The following is a 23,179-nucleotide window of genomic DNA, read 5'->3' as shown; positions in this document are numbered from 1 at the left end:
AAAGCAACATGAACAATGGAACAACATGAAAAATCAACAAACGATGCGCTGGCTGCTGGCCGCCGCGCTGGGCGCGGCCTTGCCGCTGGCGGCGCAGGAGCCGCCGGCGGCGCCAACGCCAACGCTACAGGAGGAAGACCGGACCATGTATCTGGATGAAAATTTCATGCCGAGCAACCAGCGCCGCGCCGCCTATGCACTGCGCACGGCGCCCGTGCGCGACGAGGCGCTGGGCGCCTGGCATGTGCGCCTCGAATTTCCCGACACGCCGGGCGTGCTGGCCTTCGAAACCTATGCCACCGACCTGGACTTGAGCCAGGTCAAGTTCGTGCGTTTTCGCAAGTACTACTACGAGAATGGGCAGCTGCTACGCGAAACCTATTTCAATGACCAGGGCGAGGAGCTGCTGGGCGGCTGCGTGTACTTTGAAAACGGCCAGGTCAAGCAAAAAGTGACGGCGCTGCCGAACGGGCGCGACAGCATCTCGGAGACGTATCACGAGAATGGCCAGCTGATGAGCCGCACCTTGTATCACGGCGCCGAGATGGCCGATGGCGAGCACGTGTCGTATGGCGCGAACGGGGCCGTCAGCAGCCGGTCTTATCAACGCAATGGCCAGATGGATGGCGTGGAGGAATCGTTTTATGCCGATGGCAAGCTGCACCGGCGGGGACAGTATGTCAAGGGCCAGCGCGAGGGCGAGTTTGTCATGCTTGCCCAGGACGGCAAGGTGCTGGCCAAGACCGTCTGGGTGCACGGCCAGCCCGATGGCTGGTCGTTTGAAAGCCATGGCAATGGCAAACTGTCGAACAAAACGCTGTACCGGAAAGGTAGCGTGCTCAGCTTGGAAAAGTGGGGGGCGAATGGCCATCCCATTTTTGCGTGGCAGAAAGATGCACAGGGTCGTGACCACGGCGATACGACGGAATGGCATGCCAACGGCGTGCGCGCCAGCGTGACGCCGTTTGTCGCAGGCCAGCGCCACGGCTTGCTGCAAACCTGGTACAGCGACGGCGGCCTGCGGCAGATCGTGCCGTATGAACACGGCAAGAAGCACGGCATCGAGCGCCACTGGGACAAGGCCGGCAAGCTGGTACTGGAACAGGCATGGCAGGATGGCCAGCCAGTGACAGGCAGTTAGTTCCGCGCCGCCATTGCAGGTATCATGTATGCATTCCGGCCCGCCAGCAGGCGCGAAGCCGGCGGGATAACTGGAGGCAATGGTGGCGGAAGCGGAAGTATCGGCGATAGCCAAGGCGCAGGGCATGGCCTTGCAAAACATGCGCGTCGTCATGCGCGCGGCGCAGCGGCATTCGGCGCAGATCGAGAAGCAATGCGGTGTGTCGGGCGCGCAATTGTGGGTGATGCAGGAATTGCTGGAGCGGCCGGGCCTGCGCATGGGCGAGCTGGCCGGCAAGATGTCGCTGCACCAGACGACGGCCAGCAACCTGGTCGACGCGCTGGTGAAAAAATCCTATGTGCGCAAGGCGCGCGACCAGCCCGACCAGCGCGTCGTCACCCTGACCCTGACGGCGGAAGGGCAGGCCGTGATCGCCGGCGCGCCGCAGCCGGCGCGCGGCTTGCTGCCCAGCGCGCTGGCCCAGCTGGACCCCGACAGCCTGGCGCACCTGAACCAGGGCTTGAACGCCTTGCTGGCCGTCGTCGCCCCCGATGACAGGCAGGCGGGCATGCAGCCGTTTCCGTTTACGATGTAGTTTCCCGGCCCGCTTGCTGCAGCTGCAGTTGCAGCGGCAGCCGTTGCAATTGCAGCTGCGCCAGCGCCCCGTACAGCGGCTCGCTCAGCACGCGCGAGACCGTGCTGGCCACCACGGCGCAGGCCATCAGGCTCAGCACCATGCCGTGGCCATCGACCATTTCCATGACAATGATAAACGCCGTCAGCGGCGCCTGCGTGGCGGCGGCCAGGAAACCCACCATGCCCAGCGCGATCAGGGCCGGCGCGTGCGGGTAGTGCAGCAGCACGGCGATATCGTGGCCGATGCCGGCGCCGATGGCCAAGGAGGGCGCGAAAATGCCGGCCGGCACGCCCGACCACACGGTCAGCCACGTCGGACGAGCCTTCCAGCATGGCGCGCGTGGCCACGGTGCCGCTGCCGAACGTGGCGCCGTGGCTGGCGATGCCGATGGCCGCCACCAGCACACCGCAGACGGCGGCGAACAGCACGGGCCGGCCTTTTCTCCACGCAGACAATTTGCCCAGTGGATTGCCGCGGGCGGACGCCAGCAGCAGCCGCGCAAACAGGCCGCCCGCCACGCCCGCCACCAGGGTGACGAGCAAGCCCGGCAAGGCCAGCGCCAGGCCGATGGGACCCGGGTGGATGATGCCGAAGTGGGTGGCGTTGCCGTGGATGGACACGGCCATCATGCCGGCCAGCACGATGCCGGCGACGATGAGGCCGCTGTTGCGCTGCTCGGGCGAGCGCGACAGTTCCTCGATGGCGAACATGACGCCGGCCAGCGGCGTGTTGAAGGCGGCCGCGATGCCGGCCGCGCCGCCGGCCACCAGCAGCGAATGGGCGCTCACTTGCGAGTGACGGGGCAGCCAGCGGCGCGCGGCCAGCATCACGCCGGCGGCGATCTGCACGGACGGTCCTTCGCGCCCCAGCGACAAGCCGCCCAGCAAGCCGCCCGCCGTCAGGACGATTTTCGCGGCACTGAGTTTCAGCGACACGAACAGCGAGCGCTGCCCGGGCGCCACGGCCGGGTCCAGTGTCGCCATCACTTGCGGGATGCCGGAACCGGCCGCGCCCATCGCGTAGCGGCGCGTCAGCCAGACCAGCAGGGCGGCGCAAACGGGCGTCCACAGCAGGGCGAACCACCAGGCCTTGCCGTTAAAAAAAAGAAACAGGTCGAGCGCTTCCTCCGCCAGCCACGTAAAGCCCACGACGACGAGCCCCGCGATGGCGGCCATGCCGACGACGACGGCGCGCGACCACCACAGGTGCGGGTTGGCAAATTCATGCTTGAAGGCAGAGGGAATATCGTGCAAGTGCTTCATTGCGGCAAGTCCAGGAAGGGGCGCGCAGGGCGTCGGGGAGACTTGCCATTATAGAGATATATTTGTACAAATGTATTTCACTTGACTTATCTGTGGGCGGCTGGCAACAGAAGCTCCCGCCAGCACCTAGACCAGGCTGCCGTCATCGCGTGCCGAGTGCACATGAAAGTCGGGCAGCCGGGCAAGGTGGTAGTAAGCGCCGAGTAGGGCTGGCGCTTAGACGAACAGCTCGCGCCGCGCGCTCTGGCTGATGGCGATGGTGGCCGGGTGGCGCAAGCGCCGTTCCGTGGTGATCGCATACACTTGCTCGACGAGGCTGTCGACCCGGCCCAGCGCCACGACCGCGTATTGTTCGCACACCTGGGGCGCGATGACGGTGGGGGCGAAGAACAGACCGGCGCCGGACTGGCCGAACGCCTTCATCATGGCGCTGTCGTCGAACTCGCCGACGATGCGCGGGTGCAGGTTGTTGTCGCCGAGCCATTGCAGCAAGCGCCCGTAAATGGCGAAGTCTTCGCCGGGCAGCAGCAGCGGCGCGCCGTCCAGGCATTGCGGGAAGCCGCCGTTCAGCGTGGCGGCCAGAGCTGGCGTGCCGAACAGGGTCATGCCGCTTTCACCGAGCAAATGGTTAAAGCCGCGCACGCTCAAGTGGGCCGGCATGGGGCGGTCCGCCATGATCAGGTCGAGCCGGTGCACGGCCAGGTCCGCCAGCAGGCTGGCCAGCCGTCCTTCGCGGCAAATGATGCGCAGCGGTTCGGCCAGGCCCAGCGCCGGCTCCACGAGGCGGCAGGCGATCAGTTTCGACACGGAATCGGCGCAGCCTACGCGGAAGGTCGTCGTTGTCGTACGCGACTGGTCGCGCACGATTTCCAGCAATTCATCGCCCGTGCTGAAAATGCTTTCGGCATGGCTGAGGATGCGCCGGCCCGTGTCCGTCAATTCCAGCTGGCGCCCGCTGCGGCGGAACAGTTCCACGCCCAGGGTGTCGGCAAACTCGCTGAGCTGGCCGGAGATCGATTGCGGCGTCAGGTGCAGCTGCTCGGCCGCGCGCGCGATGCTGCCCGTCTTGGCCACCATCCAGAAATAGCGCAAGTGCTTGAAGTTGAGTGTCGACATGGTTTTTCCCGGCAGATTAATGCATCGAGTTTTTCGATGTATTCTTAAATTATATTCGATTTGTTCGATGTTTATATTCGGACTATGATGGCTGCTCAATTCATGCAAGGAGAGTGCCATGGACTTCAGGATACAAACAGACAGTTGCGGAGGCCGCCGATGAACGGCCTGGAAAGTATTGCGACGGCACCCATGTGGGCCGGCTTCATCGCCTTTGTCCTGGTGATGCTGGCGCTGGACTTGTTCGTCTTCGGCGGCAACAAGGCGCACAAGGTCAGCGTCAAGGAAGCGGCGACGTGGTCGCTCGTGTGGGTCAGCCTGGCCCTGCTGTTCAACGGCGGGCTGTGGTGGTACCTGAACGGCACGGCCGGTCCCGAGATCGCCAACCAGAAGGCGCTGGAATTTTTCTCCGGCTACCTGATCGAGAAAGCGCTGTCGGTCGATAACGTGTTCGTCTTCCTGCTGATCTTCAGCGCCTTCCAGGTGCCGATCCAGTACCAGCGCCGCGTGTTGATCTATGGCGTGCTGGGCGCGATCGTCATGCGTGCCGTGATGATCATGGCCGGTGCGTGGGTGGTGAGCGAGTTCAGCTGGGTGCTGTACCTGTTCGGCGCCTTCCTGCTGGTGACCGGCATGCGCATGCTGGTGGCTGCCGATGCGGAACCGGACGTGGCGAACAACCCCGTGCTGCGCTTTGCCCGCCGCCACTTGCGGGTGGCCGATGGCGACCACGGCGAACGTTTCTTCGTGGCAAAGGGTGGCTTGCGCTATGTCACGCCGCTGTTCCTCGTGCTGATCCTGATCGAGGTGACTGACCTGGTATTCGCGGTCGATTCGATTCCGGCGATTTTCGCCATCACGACGGACCCGTTCATCGTCTTTACGTCGAACCTGTTCGCCATCATGGGATTGCGTGCCCTGTACTTCCTGCTGGTGGACGTGGCTGACCGCTTCCACATGCTCAAGTATGGCCTGGCGATGGTACTGGTGTTCATCGGCGCCAAGATGCTGATCATGCCGTGGTACCACGTGCCGGTGGAAGCATCGTTGCTGGTGGTGGCGGTCCTGATCGTGTCGAGCTGCGTGGCCAGCGTGTTCATCACCCGCAGCGACAAGAAGTAAATGCCGTACCGCGCGCCCTGCAATGGCGGGGCGCGCTTTTTAAACTGACAATGGAAAGTGAACTATGCGTACGTATGCAATGAACAGTCCCCAGGCAGCGGGACGTATCCTGGCCCTGATGATGGTGGTCGATGGCAACCTGGCCAGTGCCGAGCTGCAAGCGATGCACCGCAGCAAGATTCTCGAACATATCGACCTGGAGCCGGCCGCCTTCCAGCAATTGCTGCAAGACCTGTGCGACGACATGCTGACGTCGACCGTGCATGGCGCCGTGCAACTGGCCAATGGCGTGATCGACAGCCTGCTCGATGAAATCACCGAGCCGGACTTGCGCCGCCAGCTGCTGCAAGCCATGTGGAAGATCGCCGATGCGGACGACTGGCTGGCCGATGGCGAAGCCGTCTTGCTGGCCCGCGCCAGCGCGGCGTGGTCGGCGGAAACGAACTTCCGCCGGCATGCCGCCTGATGCACATCAAGCCGTCTTGTGCCCCATGGCAATGACGGCGGCGCCGGCCAGGGCCAGGCCCACGCCGGCGGCGTCGGTCCAGGCCGGCGTGACGCCGTCCACCAGCCACAGCCAGCCCAGCGCCGTGGCGATGTAGATGGCGCCATACGTGGCATACACGCGGCCGCTGGCGGCCGGATGCAAGGTCAGCAGCCACACGAAGACCAGCAGGCTGAGGGCGGCCGGCACCAGCAGCCAGGCGCTGCCCTTGTTGCTCAGCCATAGCATGGGCAGGTAGCAGCCCAGCAGTTCGGCCACGGCCGTGACGGTAAACAGCCCGAAAGTGCGGGCAAGACTGGTCCATTCGATGGCGTCGTTCATGCTATTCCTGTTGTGCGGTCAGCCGCCATTGTAGACGGGCGTCTGTCAATTCAGTTGCAGGGCGACATACAGCAGCAGGCGGTCATCCGTGTCGTCCAGGTCCAGCCCCGTCAGTTCGGCGATCTTCTGCAGCCGGTAATCGAGTGTGTTGCGGTGGATGTGCAGGGCCCTGGCCGTGGCCATCGGGTGGCTGTGGTGGCGGAACCAGGCGGCCAGGGTGCGCATCAGGGTGCCCGACTTGCGGTCGTGCGCCAGCAGACGCGCCAGGGTCTGGCGCAATTGCTCGGCCTGCCAACCCGCTTGCAGGCCGGACAGCAGCACGGGCAGGCTCAGTTCCAGATAGGAAAAAGTAGCTTGCCCGCCATCGCGGGCGCGCCCCACGCGCGTCGTCTGCTTCGCCGATTCATACGAAGCCGTGGCGCCATCGAGGCCCGGCAAGGCCACGCCCATGGCCAGGGTGGCGGGCGGCGTGAGCGCCTGCTGCGCCACCTGATGCAGTTCGAGCAGGCGCTGCCTGGCTTGCGCCGCGCGCGCCTGCTGCGGGCCGCTGGCGGGAAAGGCGTCGAGCAGCACCAGTTCGCCCGGCGAGACGACGGCCATCAGCAGCGAGGGCCAGCGGGCCGACAGGTCGGACTGCACTTGCTGCAACTGCGTCAGCACCTGGTCGAGCCGCTCGCCCGGGCCTTCTCCCGCATCGGGTATTTCCAGCACGAACATGGCGCGCGGCACGCGTAAATCGACCGCCAGGCGCGCCGCCCACGCCTGCATGCTGGCGTCCGAAATCCCCGTGCGGTAGACGAGTTGGAACACGAATTCCTCGCGGTAGCGCTTTTCGTGCTGCAACTCGCTGACCAGGCGCGCCTGCTCCAGCATCATTTCCGCCATGGCCCGCACCAGTTCGCCGAACTGGCGCACGGCATCGGGCTCGCCCGTCAAGCCCAGCACGCCGCAAATCTCGCCGCGCACCGTCAGGGGCAGGTTGATGCCGGCCCGCGTGCCGGGCAGCCGAGCCATGTCGGCCGCGCCGATTTCCACGCTGGCGCGCCGGGCCAGCGCCAGTTGCGCACCCGGATGCAGGTCGCCCACGCGCTGCGGGTCGCCGCTGGCCAGGATCACGCCGCGCGCATCGATGACGTTCACGCTGAAGGGAATGATGTGCATGGTGCGCCGGACGATGTCCTGCGCCAGGGGAAGGTCAATATTCGGCATGGGGTGGTCCGTCTTGTGCATCTGCATGGAATCATCGTATAAAGCACCATATTTCTTCATGCATTCGCACGATGACTGTTTCTGTCGGCGATTGTACGATGGGCTGGCCGTATCCCATAAAAAATAGTCAGGAGACACCCATGATCACCCATCCAGGCGCCAGCCTGTCCGCCGGCGCGTCCGCGCAGAACCGCTTGCGCGAAGACGCCTACCGCAAGGTCACCTTGCATCTGATCCCCTTCATCTTCATCTGCTACCTGTTCAATTACCTGGACCGTGTCAATGTCGGCTTTGCCAAGCTGCAAATGCTCGATGCGCTGCAATGGAGCGAAAGCGTGTACGGCCTGGGCGCCGGTATTTTCTTCATCGGCTACGTGGCCAGTGGCGTGCCCAGCAATCTGCTGCTGCACCGCCTGGGCGCGCGCAAGGTCATCGGCACCCTGATGATCGCCTGGGGCATTGCCTCGGCCTGCCTGATGTTCGTCACCACGCCGGCCGCGTTCTATTCGCTGCGCTTCATCACGGGCGTGTTCGAGGCGGGCTTCTTCCCCGGCATCGTCCTGTACTTTACGAACTGGTATCCCGCGTCGCGCCGGGGCCGCATCATGGGCCTGTTCATGTCGGCCATTCCTATTTCCGGCTTGCTGGGCAGCCCCTTGTCGGGCTGGATGATGCAATCGTTCGCGGGCCACGGCGGCCTGGCTGGCTGGCAATGGATGTTCCTGCTGCAAGGCATCCCTACCGTGCTGCTGGGCTTTCTCGTCTACGTGCTGCTGAACGATGGCATCGCCCAGGCGAAGTGGCTGAATGCGGAAGAAAAGCAGCTGCTGCGCGCCGATCTCGACGAGGACGAACGCCAGCGCCGCAACAGCGCGAATACGGCCGACACCTTCGCCAGCGTGCTGCGCAACAAGCATGTGTGGATGCTGGGCCTCGTGTATTTCTGCATCCAGATGGGCGTGTACGCGATCAACTTCTGGCTGCCCACCATCGTCAAGTCGCTGGGTTTCGCCAGCCCCGTGGCCGTGGGCTGGGTCAGCGCCATTCCCTACCTGTGCGCCAGCATCTTCATGATCTGGGTGGGCCGTTCGGCCGACAGGCACAAGGAACGCCGCTGGCACCTGAGCGGCCCCCTGCTGATGGCCCTGTGCGGCCTGCTGCTGGCGACCCAGGCGCACGGCAACGTGGTTGTCGCCCTCATCGGCCTGTCGCTGGCGACCATGGGCGCGCTGTCCGGCCTGCCCATGTTCTGGCCCCTGCCGACGGCATTTCTCGGCAGCGCGGCGGCGGCCGGCGGCCTGGCGCTGATCAATTCGCTGGGCCAGGTGGCGGGCTTCGTCAGCCCCTTCCTCGTCGGCTGGATCAAGGATGCGACGGGCGGCACCGACGTGGCCCTGTATATTCTTTCCGCAGTCATGCTGCTGGGCGCCATACTGGTGCTGCGCGTTCCCGCGCGCATCGTTAATCGCTAAGTGAACCGTTGAACGAACCTGCCATCGAACCGGAGGAATAGACCATGACGACGACCCCGCCGCCGCGCGCCTTGCTGCAGGCCATGTTCCAGGCCGCCATCGCCGCGGCCCAGCCATCGCACTGCATACCGCCCCATCTGCCGCCCGCGCCCAAGGGCCGGCTGATCGTCATCGGCGCCGGCAAGGCGTCGGCCGCCATGGCGCAGGCCGTGGAGCGGCACTGGCCGGGGCCGCTGTCCGGGCTGGTCGTCACGCGCTACGGCTATGCCGTGCCGTGCGAACGCATCGAGATCGTCGAAGCGTCGCACCCCGTGCCGGACCAGGCCGGCATGGACGCGGCGCGGCGCATGCTGGACCTGGTGGGCAACTTGCAGGCGGACGACACGGTGCTGTGCCTGATCTCGGGCGGCGGCTCGTCGCTGCTGGCCTTGCCGCTGGACGGCATCAGCCTGGAAGACAAGCAGGCGTTGAACCGCGCATTGCTGGCGTCGGGTGCCACCATCGGCGAAATGAATTGCGTGCGCCGCCATTTGTCCGCCATCAAGGGCGGCCGGCTGGCGGCTGCCTGCCATCCGGCCCAAGTGGTGACCCTGGCGATTTCCGACGTGCCTGGGGACAAGCTGGGCGACATCGCGTCCGGCCCCACGGTGGGCGACGCCACGACGTGCGATGACGCGCTGGCCATCGTGCGCCGCTATGGCATGGACTTGCCGGACAGCATACGAAAGACCTTGGAAAGCGGGCGCGGCGAATCCGTGAAACCCGATGACCCACGGCTGGCGCGCACGCGCACGACCTTGATCGCCACGCCGCAGATGGCCCTGGAAGCGGCGGCCGACGTGGCGCGCGCGGCCGGCGTCACGCCGTATATCCTGGGCGACAGCCTGGAAGGCGAGGCGCGCGACGTGGGCAAGGTGATGGCCGGCATCGCGCTGCAAACGGCCTCGCGGGGCCAGCCGTTTCCCGCCCCGTGCGTGCTGCTGTCGGGCGGCGAAACGACGGTCACCGTGCGCGGCAATGGCCGCGGCGGGCGCAACGTGGAATTCCTGCTGGCGCTGGGCATCGCGCTGGACGGGCACGGGGGCATTTACGCGCTGGCCGGCGACACGGATGGCGTCGACGGCCAGGAAGACATCGCCGGCGCGGTCCTGGCGCCCGACACCCTGCAACGGGCCTGGGCGCAAGACATCAAGCCCCGCGACAGCCTGGACAACAACGATGGCCACGGCTTCTTCCAGGCGCTGGGAGATGCCGTGATCACGGGCCCGACATTAACCAACGTCAATGATTTCCGGGCCATTTTGATTACCTGATTAATTAAAACTTTCCAGGACGATTTTCCCTTTCGCGGTATTGCTTTCCAGCAGGGCATGCGCGCGTTTCAAATTTGCCGCGTTGATCGTGCCGAAGCGCTCGGCCAGGGTGGTCTTGATGACGCCCGCATCGACCAGCTGCGCCAGTTCCTCGAGCAATTCATGTTGTTTGACCATATCTGGCGTCTGGAACAGCGAGCGGGTAAACATCAGTTCCCAGTGCAGCGACACGCTCTTGCCCTTGAACTTGCGCACGTCGATGTGCTCGGGGTCGTCGATCAGGGCGAACTTGCCCTGCGGCGCGATCAGTTCGACGATGTGCTCGAAATGCTTGTCGGTCTGGTTCAGGCTGATCACGTAATCGACGGGCGGTAAACCGAGGCGCGTGATTTCCTGCGCCAGCGGCAGGCTGTGGTCGATCACGTGGTGGGCGCCCAGTTCCTTGACCCAGTCGGCCGTTTCCGCGCGCGAGGCCGTCCCGATGATGGTCACACCCGTCAACTGCCGCGCCAGTTGCACGAGCACGGAACCGACGCCGCCGGCCGCGCCGATCACCAGCAGGGACTTGCCCGTATGACTCTTGTCGCGGCTGATCTGCAGGCGGTCGAACAGCAGCTCCCAGGCCGTAATGGCGGTCAAGGGCAGGGCGGCGGCCGGGGCGAAATCGAGGCTGGCCGGCATGTGGCCGACGATGCGCTCGTCAGCCAGCTGGAATTCGCTGTTGCTGCCGGGGCGGTTGATGGCGCCTGCGTACCAGACTTTATCTCCCACCTGGAACAGGGTGACGTCGGGGCCGATGGCCGTGACGACGCCGGCCGCATCCCAGCCCAGCACTTCCGGCTGGCCGTCTTTCGGCGCGCGGTTTTTGCGCACCTTGGTGTCGACGGGGTTGACGGAAATGGCCTTGACGGCGACGAGCAGGTCGCGCCCCGTGGCGACGGGCACGGGCAGCTCGATATCGAGCAGGGCGTCGGCATCGGTGATGGGCAGGCTGTGGCGGTAGGCGATGGCTTTCATGGGTGTTCCTTCGGTAAACAGTGATGGAGTAGGCGTAGGTCGGATCAGGTCCGAAGGACCGTAATCCGACACCATTGTTGGCGTGGCCATACGGGCTTGACGTATCATGGCCATTTTCTCGCCCTGGAAACAGGGGGAGCGTACCGAAACACTTTCAAAGGAATGCTGAAAATTGCTGCGACTCGATGACTTGCAGGTGTTTGTACGCACGGCCGACCGCGGCAGTTTGTCGGCGGCCGCGCGCGAGATCGGCATTTCGCCCGCGCTAGCCAGCGCCGCCGTCAAGCGCCTGGAGGGAGAGCTGGGCTTGCGCCTGCTGGCCCGTACGACCCGTTCGCTGAGCCTGACGGCGGAAGGCACGCAATACCTGGAACATGCGCGCGAAGCCTTGCGCCTGCTGCGCGCCGGCCATGATGCGCTGCTGGCTGGCAAGGACAGTTTCGGCGGAACCTTGAAAATTGCCATGCCCTCGGACCTGGGCCGCAATCTGATGCTGGGCTGGCTCGATGAATTCCAGTCGCGCCATCCGAAGCTGCATTACCAGCTCAGCGTCAGCGACCGGGTGGCCGACATGGTGCGCCAGCAAGTCGACGTGGCCATCCGCTATGGCCAGCAAGACGATTCGAGCATGGTCGCCATGCCCGTCGCGCCCGCCAACGACCGGGTCTTGGTGGCGTCGCCCGCCTACCTGCGCGAACATGGCCCCCTGCTGGCGCTGGAAGACTTGTCGCAGCGCAATTGCCTGCGCTTCGCGCTGGAAGACGGCTTGCATGACCGCTGGACCTTTTACCGCCTGCCGCAGCGCGAGCAGGTGACGGTCGCCGTGAGCGGCAACCGTAGCGCCGACGATGCCGACCTGGTGCGCCGCTGGGCCGTGGCGGGTCTGGGCATCGCCTACAAATCGCGGCTCGACGTGTCCGGCGACGTGGCCGCCGGCCGTCTGCACGTGCTGTTGCCCGAGGTGGCGGGCGAGGCCGCTCCCCTGCAACTGCTGTGCATGCACCGGGCACAGGTGACGCCGCTGGTGCTGCAGCTGCGCGATTTCCTGCGCGACAAGTGCGTGGGGTTGCAAAAATAGCATTATTGATTACAACTCGTTGCAAATGGCAATCATGCGCAGGTCAACCTGGGCGTACCCTCAGGCATTCTGGTTGAAACCGCTTGAAGGACCGCCATGCCCCCTCACCGACTGTTGCCGACGACCTTGATTTCCCTGCTGTTGCTGGCCGGCTGCGCCGCCACCGGACCTGCCGTCCAGGCCGACCATCGCGCGCAGACCAGTTCCGCGCAGGACATTGCCCTGCTGGAAAGGGTCAGCTGGGGCGTGAACGCGAGCAGCGCGCGCCAGATGCAGGCGCAAGGCTGGCAGCGCTATCTGCAGGCGCAATTGCATCCCGGCAAAGCCAGCCTGCCGCCCACCGTGCAGGCGCAGATCGACGCGATGACGATCAGCCAGGTGCCGCTCGATCAGCTCGTCATGTCCGTTGAGAAAAAGCGCAAGGAGTCGGCTGCCGTCATGGACGACATGGCCAAGCAGCAGGCGCAAAAAGATTACCAGCAGGAACTTAACCGCCTGGCACGCGAAGCGGCCACGCGTTCGCTGTTGCTGGATGTGTATTCGCCGAATCAGCTGCAGCAGCAGCTGAGCTGGTTCTGGCTCAACCATTTCAGCGTGCACCAAGGCAAGCACAACTTGCGCGCCATGGTCGGCGATTACGAGGCGAACGCCATCGCGCCGCACGCGCTGGGAAAATTCCGCGACTTGCTGGGCGCGACCGTCCACCATCCGGCCATGCTGCGCTACCTGGACAATGAAGCCAATGCCGCCAAGCGCATCAATGAAAACTATGCGCGCGAACTGATGGAGCTGCACACCCTGGGCGTGAACGGCGGCTACAGCCAGACGGACGTGCAGGAGCTGGCGCGCATCCTGACGGGTGTGGGCGTGAATCTGGGACCGGATACGCCAAAGGTGAAACCGGCGCTGCAGTCGCAATACGTGCGCCGGGGCTTGTTCGAGTTCAACCCGAACCGCCACGATTACGGCGACAAGCAATTCCTCGGACAAACGGTGAAGGGCCGGGGACTGGCCGAGCTCGATGAAGCGCTGGATCGCCTGAGCCGCAGTCCCGCCACCGCGCATTTCATCAGCGGCAAGCTGGCCCAGTATTTCGTCGGCGACAATCCGCCCGCGCCCCTGGTGGCGCGCATGGCGGCCACCTTCCAGCAGAGCGACGGCATGATCGCCGACGTGCTGCAAACCATGTTCAATAGTCCGGAGTTCAAACAGTCGCTGGGCAAGAAATTCAAGGACCCCATGCATTACGTGGTGTCGGCCGTGCGCCTCAGCTATGACGACAAGCCCATCCTGAATGCGGGTCCCATGCTGAGCTGGCTTTCGCGCATGGGCCAGCCTCTGTACGGCCGCCAGACGCCGGATGGCTATCCTCTGACGGATGCCTCCTGGGCCAGCCCCGGCCAGATGACGACGCGCTTCGATATCGCCCGCACGATCGGCTCGGGCAGTGCCGGCCTGTTCAAGACGGATGGTCCGCAGCCGCAGGAAAAGGTGGCGTTTCCCCAGCTGGCCAGCGCCCTGTATTACCAGTCGCTGCAGCCGACCTTGAGCCCGGCCACGCGCCAGGCCCTGGAGCAGGCCGCTTCGCCGCAGGAGTGGAACACCTTCCTGCTCTCGTCGCCCGAAATGATGCACCGCTGAAAGGAATTGTCATGAACCGTCGTGACTTGTTGAAAGCCCTGGCCGCCGCGCCCCTGTTGTCGCACGCGGGCAGTTTGCTGGCCGCACCGGCCACGAATGCGAAGCTGCTGTTCGTCTTTTTGCGCGGAGGCTATGACGCGAACAACCTGCTGGTGCCCGTCGGCAGCGATTTTTACTATGCCTCGCGGCCGAATATCGCCATCGCGAAACCGGGCGAGGAAAACGGCGCGCTGGCCTTGAATGCCGACTGGGCCCTGCATCCGGCCTTGCGCGAAACCATTTATCCCATGTTTACTGGTGGCGAGGCGGCCTTCATTCCGTTTGCCGGCACGACGGATCTGACACGCAGCCATTTCGAGACGCAGGACAGTATCGAATTGGGACAGGAACTGGGCGGGCGCCGCGATTTCCGCTCGGGCTTTTTGAACCGGCTGGCGCAAAGCCTCAATGCCAAGCAAGGCAACCACGCCATTTCCTTCACGGACCAGCTGCCGCTGATCTTCCAGGGCGGCGTGCAGGTGCCGAACATGGGATTGCGCTCGGTGGGCAAGTCCGGTATCGATGCGCGTCAAAGCCAGGTCATCGCCGCCATGTACCGGGGCACGCCTCTGCAGCAACCGGTCAGCGCGGGCTTTGCCGTGCGCGACGATGTGACGAAGGAATTGACGGGCGAGATGCAGGCGGCCAACCGCAACGCCATCAGTACCAAGGGCTTTGAACTGGAGGCGCAGCGCATCGCCCGCCTGATGAAGGACAAATACAACTTGGGTTTCGTCGATGTGGGCGGCTGGGATACGCACGTGGGGCAAGGCGGCGCGAATGGCTATCTGGCGGGGCGTTTCGATGAGCTGGGGCGTGGCCTGGCCGCGTTTTCGCAGGAAATGGGCAGTGAGTGGCGCAATACCGTCGTCGTCGTGGTCAGCGAATTTGGCCGCACCTTCCGCGAAAACGGCAACCGCGGCACGGACCATGGCCACGGCAGCGTGTTCTGGGTGCTGGGCGGCGGCATCAAAGGCAAGCAGGTGGCGGGCGAACAGGTGGCGATTTCGCAGGCGACGCTGTTCCAGAACCGCGACATGCCCGTGCTGAATGAATACCGGGCCGTGCTGGGCGGCTTGCTGCGCCGCACCTTCGGCTTGACCCCGGCGCAGCTTGACCACGTGTTTGCCGGCGTCAAGCCGGTGGAGCTGGGTCTCGTATAAATCGCCATGGCTCCGTGTTACGCTACGCCTGCGCAACTGGCGCGTAGCCTAGCACCTATCAAAACCTACTGCGCGTCGTAATTTGCGGCCTGCGATGCTCACTGGCTCGGCGCCCCCGTACCTTCGTACAGTTGCGCTTCTCAGGCCAACGGGGGCGCCGAGCCTTCCTTCCGCTCGCTACGGTTTGGTTAGGCGCTATAAGCCCGTACACCTTTAAAGTGTGCGGGGCACGAATGGAGTGGCATGAACGATACCCAGCGCGACATCGTCAGCGCAGGCTTTTCCCTGGCCCTGATCGCCGTGACGGCGTTCGTCATGCAGCGTTTCTTTTTGCCGCTCGTGTGGGCCGGCATCCTGTGCGTGGCGACCTGGCCCCTGTACCTGCGCGTGCGCGCGGCCCTGGGCCAGCGCCCCATCGTGGCGGCGGGCGCGCTGACCCTGGCGTTCGCCTGCATCTTCATCATTCCCGTGCTGTTCGGCGTGGCGCAGGCGGCGCGCGAAGTGCCCGTGCTGGCCAATTTCGTCGTGCATGCAAATACGGACGGCTTGCCCGTGCCGGACTGGGTGGCGCATATTCCCCTGGCCGGCAGCGCCATCGGCGACTGGTGGCAAGCGACCTTGAGCCAGCCCCACGGCCTCGGTCACTTCTTTGCGGGCAGCGCCGTGGGCGGCTTCCATTCCGCGCGCGACATGCTCAAGGTGCTGGGCGCGGACGTGTTCCACCGCCTGGTGGATTTTGGCCTGGCCTTTTTGTGCCTGTTTTTCTTCTACAAGGATGGCGAAGCGCTGACGCGCCAGATCACAGCCGTCGGCAGCCATTTCCTGCGCCCCGAACGGTGGGGCCGCTATGCGCAAAAAATCCCCACGGCCATACGCGCGACCGTCAACGGCCTGGTGCTGGTGGGCCTGGCCGAAGGCGTGCTGATCGGCATTGCCTACGCCATCGCCGGCTTGCCGTCGCCGGCCCTGTGGGCGTTCGCCACAGGCATCCTGGCCATCATTCCGTTCGGCGCGCCGTTCGCTTACCTGTGCGCGGCCGCCTTGCTGGTCTTCCAGGGCAGTGTGGGCGCCGCCATCGGCGTGGCCGCGTGGGGCACCGTGGTGCTGTTTGTGGCCGACCATTTCGTGCGCCCCGGCATGATCGGCAACGCCACCCGCTTGCCCTTCCTGGCCGTGCTATTCGGCATTCTGGGCGGCGTGGAAACCCTGGGCCTCGTGGGCCTGTTCATCGGCCCCGTCGTGATGGTGCTGTTCGTCACGCTTTGGTACGAAGCGAACGTGTTTGACAAGGCGCTGCCAGTGCAAACACCTGCCAGCCCGGCCGCGCCGGAACGCACACAGTAATGAGGGGGTGGCCAGCGTTGCCGCTGGCCAGTACTGGCGCACTCCCGGCGTGGCCGGACGGAGCTGACTTTAAAACAGGGTACGAGTACCTTGTTTTAAAGTCATTCTTAATGTGCCTTGGATAGAATGAGCAACCAACGGCGCATCAGCAGCACTTCAACATAGCCCGGCTCGATGCCCGTACCGCACTCGATCAGGGGATTGACGGTGTAGTAGCGCTTGCGGAAGTCGCGGCAGACGAGGATTTCGCGCTTGCCCATGCGGACGAGGAAAGAGCTTGGGGCGTATTCCAGGCCGAACCGTGAGCCAAAACCGCTATTCAATGTTGCCATGACAATTCCTTTGAGGGAGATGTGTTGAACGAGTCATCAGAATAGCATAACTACTGTATGAATACACAGCTACTGTATGAATAAACAGTATTTTTTTACTGGTGTGGTTTTTTTGATCATCACCGGGAACAGGAAAGAGAGATGAGTTTGCAAGAGAAAAATGACATGGGCATGACCACGGGCTGGACCACGAAACTGCGCCGCTTCGTCGAGGCGCGCCTGTCGCCCGAGGGCGAGCTGGGCCTGCACATGACGGTGGGCGTGGTCCTGATGCTGGTGGCCATCGTCGTCTTCCACGAGATCGCCGAAGCCGTGATGGGCATGGAGCAAATTACCGTGATCGACTTGCAGGTGGCGCAGTGGTTCAACCAGCATGCCGTGCCGTGGATCACCACTTGCCTGCTGGTCGTCACGCACATGCATGGCGTGATCGGCGCCATCATCCTGGCCACCTTGCTGGGCTGGTATCTGCACCGCAAGGGTGCAGATTACTGGCTGTTTACCCTCGTCATCACCATGCCGGGCGTCATGTTTTTGAACCTGCTGCTAAAGTACATTTTTGTCCGCGCGCGGCCCAGCTTTGATGAGCCGCTCTTGCAGACGGCCCTGAGCACCTACAGCTTTCCGAGTGGCCATACTGCCACCTCGACAGCCCTGTACGGCTTGCTGGCCGCCTATCTGATTTGCCAGACGGCGCCGGGCGCCTGGGGCAAGCGCATCGCCATCGCACTGGGCGCTTTCCTGATGGCGGCGCTGGTGGGCTTCAGCCGCATCTACCTGGGCGCGCATTACCTGAGCGATGTGCTGGCGGCCATGGCGGAAAGCTATGGCTGGCTGGCCATCTGCATCGCCGGCGTGTCGACCCTGCGCCGGCGCCGGCATATCCGGCAAACCAAATAAGGGGAAACTGTCCTGAGCAAAATTGCAGTCATCATCAACGGGGGCGCCGGCTGCGGCTATGCGCCCGACTGGGCGCAGCAGCTCGAAGCGAAATTCGCCGCCGTGGGGCTTGACGCCGACATCACCCTGGCGCAAAGCGGCGCCGAGATGATCGCCACGGCTGAACGGGCCCTGCGCGATGGCGCGCCCATCGTCGTGGCCGGCGGCGGCGACGGCACCATCAATGCCGTGGCCTCTGTCGTTGTCGGCAGCGGTACGCCGTTCGGCGTCTTGCCGCTGGGTACCTTGAACCATTTCGCCAAGGACTTGAATATCCCGCTCGAGCTCGATGCGGCGATTGCCAACGTGGCGCAGGGCGTGCCGCACCAGGTCGACGTGGGCGAAGTCAATGGCCGTATCTTCCTGAACAATTCCAGCCTGGGCCTGTATCCCGATATCGTGCGCGACCGCGAAAAGCAGCAGCGCCGGCTGGGGCGGGGCAAGTGGCTGGCCTTCAGCTGGGCCCTGGTGGCGGCCCTGCGCCGCTATCCCTTCCTCAGCGTGCAACTGACACTCAACGACGCCGTGCATGCGCGGCGCACGCCATTCGTCTTCATCGGTAATAATGAATACATGATGGAAGGCTTGAATATCGGCGAGCGCGAACGGCTCGATGGCGGCCAGCTGAGCTTGTACGTGGCGCAGCGTCCGGGCCGCCTGGGCTTGTTGAAGCTGGCCTTGCACGCGCTGTTCGGCAAGTTGTCGCAGGCCAAGGATTTTGATGTGCTGACGGCCACCGACCTGGAGGTCGCCACGCACCACCGCCGCCTGCGCGTGGCGACCGATGGCGAAGTGACGATCATGAATACGCCGCTGCGGTACCGCATCCGCACGGCCGCGCTGGCCGTGCTGGTGCCTGCGCCGGCACTTTCTGGGGAGTAAGGCCATGCGTACTATCGTGCATTTGTCCGACTTGCATTTTGGCAGGGTCGATGCGGACCTGCTGGCGCCCTTGCGCGCCCTGATCGAACGCCTGGAACCCGATGTGGTCGTCGTCTCGGGCGACCTCACGCAGCGCGCCCGCAGCGCCCAGTTCCAGCAGGCGCGGCAATTTCTCGACAGCTTGCCGGGGCCGCAGATCGTGGTGCCGGGCAACCATGACGTGCCGCTGTACAACGTCGTTTCCCGCTTCCTCACGCCGCTGGTGAAGTACCGGCGCCATGTGACGGACGATTTGTCGCCCGAATATGTGGACGAGGAAATCGCCGTGCTGGGCATCAACACGGCCCGTTCCCTGACGTTCAAGGATGGCCGCATCAGCCACGAGCAGATCGATTTCCTGCGTGAACGCCTGGGCAGTTTGCCACCCGGCTTGACGCGCATCATCGTCACCCACCATCCATTCGACTTGCCGGAGCACTTCGATGAAGACGACCTGGTCGACCGCGCGCCGCAAGCCTTGCAAATGTTTTCCGAATGCGGCGTGGATTTATTGCTGGCGGGTCATTTGCATGCCAGCGTGGCGGGCAACACGGCCGAGCGCTACAAGATCGCCGGCTACGCGGCCCTGATGGTGCAGGCGGGCACGGCCACGTCCACGCGGGGCAGGGGCGAGTCGAACTCCTTCAACGTGCTGCGCGTGGAAAGCAGTTGTATTCGCGTCGAGCGCTACAGCTGGAATGAAGACAGCGCCGACTTTGAAAAAGTCAGCACGGAAGCGTTCGAGCGCCAGGGCGGCGTGTGGGCCAGTTTGCGGCCGCTGTAGGTCGGATCAGCGCGGCGAAGCCGGGCGTAATCCGACAATATTGTTGGCGGTGGTGATGGCTGTGGTGATGTCGGCTGACGCTAGCGGTGATGTTGGATTACGCTGCGCTAATCCGACCTACGCCCTTACAGCCAGTAGTTCATGAAACGCGCCGCCCATTCCTTCATGCGGTCCGAGAGCGGCCGCGTTTCCCATTTCGCCTTGGTGATCTCTTCCGAGTCGCGCAAGTCTTCCTGGAAGGCGTTTTCCATTTCCCGGCCGAAACTGTCACCGAGCACGATCACGTTCAGTTCGCTGTTGTGCAGGAAGCTGCGCATGTCGATATTCGTCGAGCCCACGGTCGACCAGGCGCCGTCGATGACGGCCGTCTTGGCGTGCAGCACGGCCAGTTTCAAATGAAAAATGCGGATGCCGCCAGCCAGCAGCTCGTCGTACAGCGAGTGTCCCGCATGGAACACGAGGCCGCTGTCGGACACGCCGGGCAGCACCACGGTCACGTCCACGCCCCGCTTGGCCGCCGCGATCAGGGCGTCAACCGTCTGCTGGTCGGGCACGAAGTAGGCGGACGTGATGTGGATCGATTTCTTTGCTTCCTGGATGGCCAGGATATATGCCTTGTAGATTTCAAAGCCGCCCTCGGGCTCGCTGGCCACCACGCGCACCAGCTTGTCGCCCACTTCCGATAAAGTCGGGAAATAATTGGCGTCAGGCAGGTCGGCCTGGTCTTGCTGGGCCCAGGTGCGGATGAACAGCCACTGGAAGGCGGCCACGGCCGGGCCTTCCACTTTCACATGGGTATCGCGCCAGCCCACGTCTTTCTTGTCCGTGGGTTTCGATTTCGAGCGGAACAGCGAGCTTTTCGCATAGGTATCGCTGATATTGATGCCGCCCGTAAACGCCATCTTGCCGTCGACGATCAGCACCTTGCGGTGGTCGCGGTTGTTGATCTTCCAGTCGTCGCCCTTGAGCTTGGCGGGATTGACGGGGTTGAAGGCCACCAGGTGGATGCCGGCCGCGCGCATGCGGTCAAAAAACGCTTGCGGCACGCCGATGGTGCCCACGCTGTCGTAGATGACGTTGACCGTCACGCCCGCCTTCTGCTTTTCGATGAGCATGTCGGCAAATTTCAGGCCCAGCGGATCCTGGTCGAAGATATACGTTTCCAGGTTGATGCTGTTCTTCGCGTCGCTGATGGCCTGGAACATGGCGGCCATGGTTTGCGGGCCGTCAAACAGCAGGGTCACCTTGTTGCCCTTGATCAAAGGCACGCCCGTGGCCGCTTCTTCCAGCGCGGCCTGGGTCTTCAAGTCCATGCCGGACTTGGCCCAGCGCTTGTTGAGCAGGGCCGCGCGGCTGTTGACGTTCAGCACGGCACCCTTGCCCGTGATCACCTGGGGCTTGGCCACCGGGGCCAAAGTGGTATTGAGATTCTTGACATCGGGCAGCGAGGCGCATGCAGCCAGGGTCCAGCACAGCAGTAGGGCGGTGAGGCAGGGTTGCATGCGCCTGGCGGTCATTTTTGAGCCTTGTTCGTCAGTGACAGGTTTGCCGATTCATCGGCCAGTGCCAGGGGTGGCGGGTTTTTCGAACCGAAGAAGAAGACGATGGGCGACCTCAGGAAGCGCTTGCCCAGAATCTTCAACAATTGCATGCCGTGCTTGAAGCGCACCTGGCGCGAACGCAGGGCCACCCACAGGGCCAGGCCGAAGCTGACCAGCAGGTTGGCCGTGCCGATGGCGAAGATGCCCGACAGCGACTTGACGGCCAGCTGCCAGCTCATGTTGTGGTCGAGGCCCACCAGGGCCGTGGCGAAGTTGGCGGCCGAGAAGGTGATGTGGCGGATATCGATCGGCAAGCCGATCAAAAAGCCCAGGGTGCCGATGGAGCCCAGCAAGATACCGAAATAGAAATTACCCATCAGCCCGCCCAGGTTGTTTTCCAGGTACAGGCCCAGCCGTTGCAAGCGTTCCTGGCCGATCACCCGTCCCAGGCCGCGCAATTGCGCGATGCGCTGGGCCCAGCGCGTGTACAGGGCCTGGTTGTCATAGTAGCCGGAAATCAGGCCCGCGACGAACAGGCACACGCCGGCGATCATCGCGTAGAAGATGGCCGGGCTGCCGATGGGGTCGATATCGTGCAGCAAGTGCATGGCCTTCTCGGGCGTCACCAGGTTGTGCCCCGTGATCGCCTTGTAGCCGAGCGCGATCAGCCAGGCCGTGGGAATGGCGGTGGCCAGGTTGCCCAGCACGGCCATGTTTTGCGTGCGGAAGACCTTGTTGATCAGTTCGGCCATGCTGTCGAGGTCGATATTCCGGCCATCCTTGCTGTGCAGGCCGGCGGCGATGCGCGAGGCCGTCATGGCCGGCTGCTTGGTCGCCACCGTGAAGTGCAGCAAGTGGATGAACATGAAGCCGATCGAGTAATTCATGCTGAACATGAACGCTTCGACCAGCGGCGCCGAGCGCAGATACGACATCAATATCTTGAACAGGGCCATGAAGCCGATGATGATGCCGGCGCCCGCGGACGAGAGGAACATGGCGCCCATTTCGCGGCGGTTTTCCGCGATGTAGTGCTCGCCCGTGCGGCTGGCGTTTTCCGTCACATTGCGCGCCAACAAGTTGATATTGTCGGAAAACAGGTCGCTGACCTTGTACTTGTGGTTATGCGCGCGTATCAGTTCCAGCGCCAGTCCAACGGCGCCCGCGCGGCGGCGGCTGACGGGTTGCGGGTGCAGCACGTCTTGCGTGGCGTCGACCGTGATGGCGGCGATGTCCACGTTGTTCGATGCGGGCAGTTCGCCGCTCGTGTCGACGAGAAACAGCAGCTTGCGCAGGCGCTCGATGCTTTGCGCCAAGGCCACCAATAAATACGTGAGGGGAATGCTGGTGCCCTGGTACAGCGCCTTCTTGCGGATCTTGGCGATGACGGCGTCGCACTGGTCCAGCATCACCAGCAAATGGCGCGCGTCCTCGATGTGCTCGATGTCGCCTTGCAGCAGGCTCGTGTAGGCGTCCAGGTAGGCGTTCACTTCCGTGTTCTGCACCATGAACGGCGACTGGAACACTTCGATTTCATTGTGGAAACGCGTCAGTTCCGGTTCCAGGCCCATGGCGCAGACGCGGTAGGACAGGGTGCGGATGGCGTCGAGCATGCCCGGCAGCATGATGTTGCCGTCGCCGACGGCCAGTTCGATGTCGTCGCTGGTCAGTACGTCGAACAGTTCCAGCCAGTCCGTGGCGGGCACGTTGCTGATCCACAAATAATCGGTCTTCAGGTACAGCACCTGGTCGAGCGCGTCGTTCAGATATTCGTCGCCGAGGGCGGGCGGCAGCATGCGGTAGGCGATGCGGCGTTTCAATTCCGTGAAAAAACCGCTGTTCGACAGCACGCCGATATCGGTGTACAGGCTGGCGTGGCGGCGCGCGGCCAGCACGCGCAGCACGTATTCGTGCAGGGCGCGCGCTTGCGCGGGGTTACCTTTGAGTAGCTGGCGCAGGGTGCGCACGTTGGCAATCGCGGTAGCGCTGTCGAGGCAGCGCTTGGGACGCAGTGAGCTGAATAATTCCACCAGCAAGTCGATATTGCTGGAGTTGGGGTCAATGCGTTCGAGGATAGCTAGCATGCAGAAAAACGGGCGAGCCGCTGTCGGTAAAACCAGTAGTGTACCGCCTGCGTCAGATCGCGCAACGTTCGCCACCGAACATTGCTTTACGGCAGGGCCTGCAATTCACGTCATTTTGCCGCTAGTGCCACAATCATGGTCAATCTTGCGTGTTGTCAGTGTACGACTCTTTTCCTGGGGCTAAGCTGAAGTTTCTGTTGTACAACGCACGGATGGCTG

20 protein-coding genes and 1 pseudogene are annotated in these 23,179 nt (G+C 63.7%); 13 read left to right on the top strand and 8 right to left on the bottom strand.

The window, feature by feature from the left end:
• Positions 1-25: 25 nt before the first annotated feature.
• Together IGS55_RS19445 and IGS55_RS19440 are read left to right on the top strand one after the other, a co-directional pair.
• Positions 26-1,141 (top strand): toxin-antitoxin system YwqK family antitoxin, encoded by a 1,116-nt coding sequence (locus IGS55_RS19445; RefSeq protein WP_230517623.1) that lies wholly within the window; start codon positions 26-28, stop codon positions 1,139-1,141.
• A gap of 79 nt (positions 1,142-1,220) precedes the next feature.
• Positions 1,221-1,715: a MarR family winged helix-turn-helix transcriptional regulator gene (locus IGS55_RS19440; protein ID WP_230537259.1), complete on the top strand. Its 495-nt coding sequence runs from the start codon at positions 1,221-1,223 to the stop codon at positions 1,713-1,715.
• Here IGS55_RS19440 and IGS55_RS19435 read toward each other — a convergent pair.
• Positions 1,705-2,773 (bottom strand): annotated as a pseudogene (locus tag IGS55_RS19435) (chloride channel protein). The gene IGS55_RS19440 and the pseudogene IGS55_RS19435 sit on opposite strands and share 11 nt — an antisense overlap.
• A gap of 462 nt (positions 2,774-3,235) precedes the next feature.
• Entirely contained in the window at positions 3,236-4,135 is a 900-nt protein-coding gene (gene nhaR, locus IGS55_RS19430; RefSeq protein WP_034759014.1) for a transcriptional activator NhaR, read from the bottom strand.
• A 159-nt stretch (positions 4,136-4,294) separates the two neighbouring features.
• On the opposite strand from nhaR, the gene IGS55_RS19425 reads away from it, so the two are divergent.
• Positions 4,295-5,257, top strand: coding sequence for a TerC family protein (locus IGS55_RS19425; RefSeq protein ID WP_072456397.1), 963 nt, complete (start codon positions 4,295-4,297; stop codon positions 5,255-5,257).
• 64 nt (positions 5,258-5,321) lie between these two features.
• Positions 5,322-5,723 (top strand): tellurite resistance TerB family protein, encoded by a 402-nt coding sequence (locus IGS55_RS19420; protein WP_034759008.1) that lies wholly within the window; start codon positions 5,322-5,324, stop codon positions 5,721-5,723.
• 6 nt (positions 5,724-5,729) lie between these two features.
• Here the strand turns inward: IGS55_RS19420 and IGS55_RS19415 are convergent, their stop codons facing one another.
• Positions 5,730-6,083 (bottom strand): YnfA family protein, encoded by a 354-nt coding sequence (locus IGS55_RS19415; RefSeq protein ID WP_230517625.1) that lies wholly within the window; start codon positions 6,081-6,083, stop codon positions 5,730-5,732.
• 45 nt (positions 6,084-6,128) lie between these two features.
• Complete coding sequence (locus tag IGS55_RS19410; RefSeq protein WP_230517626.1) at positions 6,129-7,292, bottom strand: sugar diacid recognition domain-containing protein; 1,164 nt, start codon at positions 7,290-7,292, stop codon at positions 6,129-6,131.
• A 140-nt stretch (positions 7,293-7,432) separates the two neighbouring features.
• Between IGS55_RS19410 and IGS55_RS19405 the strand changes: the two genes are divergently transcribed.
• Entirely contained in the window at positions 7,433-8,764 is a 1,332-nt protein-coding gene (locus IGS55_RS19405) for an MFS transporter (RefSeq protein WP_230517627.1), read from the top strand.
• Positions 8,765-8,808: 44 nt separating this feature from the next.
• Positions 8,809-10,077, top strand: a complete 1,269-nt coding sequence (locus IGS55_RS19400; RefSeq protein ID WP_230517628.1) for a glycerate kinase type-2 family protein — start codon at positions 8,809-8,811, stop codon at positions 10,075-10,077.
• Here IGS55_RS19400 and IGS55_RS19395 read toward each other — a convergent pair whose 3' ends face one another.
• Positions 10,078-11,094 (bottom strand): zinc-binding alcohol dehydrogenase family protein, encoded by a 1,017-nt coding sequence (locus IGS55_RS19395; protein WP_230517629.1) that lies wholly within the window; start codon positions 11,092-11,094, stop codon positions 10,078-10,080.
• Positions 11,095-11,266: 172 nt separating this feature from the next.
• Between IGS55_RS19395 and IGS55_RS19390 the strand changes: the two genes are divergently transcribed.
• The 4 genes from IGS55_RS19390 to IGS55_RS19375 all read left to right on the top strand — a co-directional run bounded on the left by IGS55_RS19390 (position 11,267) and on the right by IGS55_RS19375 (position 16,359).
• Positions 11,267-12,172, top strand: a complete 906-nt coding sequence (locus tag IGS55_RS19390) for a LysR family transcriptional regulator (protein WP_230517630.1) — start codon at positions 11,267-11,269, stop codon at positions 12,170-12,172.
• 96 nt (positions 12,173-12,268) lie between these two features.
• Positions 12,269-13,813, top strand: a complete 1,545-nt coding sequence (locus IGS55_RS19385) for a DUF1800 domain-containing protein (RefSeq protein WP_230517631.1) — start codon at positions 12,269-12,271, stop codon at positions 13,811-13,813.
• 11 nt (positions 13,814-13,824) lie between these two features.
• On the top strand, positions 13,825-15,015 hold the full coding sequence (locus IGS55_RS19380) for a DUF1501 domain-containing protein (RefSeq protein WP_230517632.1): 1,191 nt from the start codon (positions 13,825-13,827) through the stop codon (positions 15,013-15,015).
• A gap of 243 nt (positions 15,016-15,258) precedes the next feature.
• Positions 15,259-16,359, top strand: coding sequence for an AI-2E family transporter (locus IGS55_RS19375; RefSeq protein ID WP_230517633.1), 1,101 nt, complete (start codon positions 15,259-15,261; stop codon positions 16,357-16,359).
• 107 nt (positions 16,360-16,466) lie between these two features.
• Here the strand turns inward: IGS55_RS19375 and IGS55_RS19370 are convergent, their stop codons facing one another.
• Positions 16,467-16,691 (bottom strand): hypothetical protein, encoded by a 225-nt coding sequence (locus IGS55_RS19370; RefSeq protein WP_010396348.1) that lies wholly within the window; start codon positions 16,689-16,691, stop codon positions 16,467-16,469.
• Between the two features lie 141 nt (positions 16,692-16,832).
• Here IGS55_RS19370 and IGS55_RS19365 point away from each other — a divergent pair, with 141 nt between their 5' ends.
• From IGS55_RS19365 to IGS55_RS19355, 3 genes are read left to right on the top strand one after another with little or no spacing between them, the layout of a single operon-like run.
• Positions 16,833-17,591, top strand: coding sequence for a phosphatase PAP2 family protein (locus tag IGS55_RS19365; RefSeq protein WP_230517634.1), 759 nt, complete (start codon positions 16,833-16,835; stop codon positions 17,589-17,591).
• 12 nt (positions 17,592-17,603) lie between these two features.
• Complete coding sequence (locus IGS55_RS19360) at positions 17,604-18,512, top strand: diacylglycerol/lipid kinase family protein (protein WP_230517731.1); 909 nt, start codon at positions 17,604-17,606, stop codon at positions 18,510-18,512.
• A gap of 4 nt (positions 18,513-18,516) precedes the next feature.
• Complete coding sequence (locus IGS55_RS19355; protein WP_230517635.1) at positions 18,517-19,335, top strand: metallophosphoesterase family protein; 819 nt, start codon at positions 18,517-18,519, stop codon at positions 19,333-19,335.
• Between the two features lie 125 nt (positions 19,336-19,460).
• Here the strand turns inward: IGS55_RS19355 and cls are convergent, their stop codons facing one another.
• Complete coding sequence (gene cls, locus IGS55_RS19350; RefSeq protein WP_442908184.1) at positions 19,461-20,837, bottom strand: cardiolipin synthase; 1,377 nt, start codon at positions 20,835-20,837, stop codon at positions 19,461-19,463.
• A gap of 11 nt (positions 20,838-20,848) precedes the next feature.
• On the bottom strand, positions 20,849-22,960 hold the full coding sequence (locus tag IGS55_RS19345) for a site-specific recombinase (protein ID WP_230517637.1): 2,112 nt from the start codon (positions 22,958-22,960) through the stop codon (positions 20,849-20,851).
• Positions 22,961-23,179: the final 219 nt, after the last annotated feature.

It is taken from the genome of Janthinobacterium sp. EB271-G4-3-2 (genome assembly GCF_020858035.1).
GTDB classification, from domain to species: Bacteria; Pseudomonadota; Gammaproteobacteria; order Burkholderiales; family Burkholderiaceae_D; genus Janthinobacterium; species Janthinobacterium aestuarii.
This window is presented reverse-complemented; position numbering and strand designations above follow the sequence as displayed.

Coding starts and splice junctions, on each gene's coding strand:
- IGS55_RS19400 (WP_230517628.1), top strand. CDS start 8,809: ATGACGACGACCCCGCCGCCGCGCGCCTTGCTGCAGGCCATGTTCCAG.
- nhaR (WP_034759014.1), bottom strand. CDS start 4,135: ATGTCGACACTCAACTTCAAGCACTTGCGCTATTTCTGGATGGTGGCC.
- IGS55_RS19415 (WP_230517625.1), bottom strand. CDS start 6,083: ATGAACGACGCCATCGAATGGACCAGTCTTGCCCGCACTTTCGGGCTG.
- IGS55_RS19345 (WP_230517637.1), bottom strand. CDS start 22,960: ATGCTAGCTATCCTCGAACGCATTGACCCCAACTCCAGCAATATCGAC.
- IGS55_RS19440 (WP_230537259.1), top strand. CDS start 1,221: ATGGTGGCGGAAGCGGAAGTATCGGCGATAGCCAAGGCGCAGGGCATG.
- IGS55_RS19375 (WP_230517633.1), top strand. CDS start 15,259: ATGAACGATACCCAGCGCGACATCGTCAGCGCAGGCTTTTCCCTGGCC.
- IGS55_RS19365 (WP_230517634.1), top strand. CDS start 16,833: ATGAGTTTGCAAGAGAAAAATGACATGGGCATGACCACGGGCTGGACC.
- IGS55_RS19420 (WP_034759008.1), top strand. CDS start 5,322: ATGCGTACGTATGCAATGAACAGTCCCCAGGCAGCGGGACGTATCCTG.
- cls (WP_442908184.1), bottom strand. CDS start 20,837: ATGCAACCCTGCCTCACCGCCCTACTGCTGTGCTGGACCCTGGCTGCA.
- IGS55_RS19380 (WP_230517632.1), top strand. CDS start 13,825: ATGAACCGTCGTGACTTGTTGAAAGCCCTGGCCGCCGCGCCCCTGTTG.
- IGS55_RS19410 (WP_230517626.1), bottom strand. CDS start 7,292: ATGCCGAATATTGACCTTCCCCTGGCGCAGGACATCGTCCGGCGCACC.
- IGS55_RS19425 (WP_072456397.1), top strand. CDS start 4,295: ATGAACGGCCTGGAAAGTATTGCGACGGCACCCATGTGGGCCGGCTTC.
- IGS55_RS19445 (WP_230517623.1), top strand. CDS start 26: ATGAAAAATCAACAAACGATGCGCTGGCTGCTGGCCGCCGCGCTGGGC.
- IGS55_RS19405 (WP_230517627.1), top strand. CDS start 7,433: ATGATCACCCATCCAGGCGCCAGCCTGTCCGCCGGCGCGTCCGCGCAG.
- IGS55_RS19370 (WP_010396348.1), bottom strand. CDS start 16,691: ATGGCAACATTGAATAGCGGTTTTGGCTCACGGTTCGGCCTGGAATAC.
- IGS55_RS19355 (WP_230517635.1), top strand. CDS start 18,517: ATGCGTACTATCGTGCATTTGTCCGACTTGCATTTTGGCAGGGTCGAT.
- IGS55_RS19395 (WP_230517629.1), bottom strand. CDS start 11,094: ATGAAAGCCATCGCCTACCGCCACAGCCTGCCCATCACCGATGCCGAC.
- IGS55_RS19385 (WP_230517631.1), top strand. CDS start 12,269: ATGCCCCCTCACCGACTGTTGCCGACGACCTTGATTTCCCTGCTGTTG.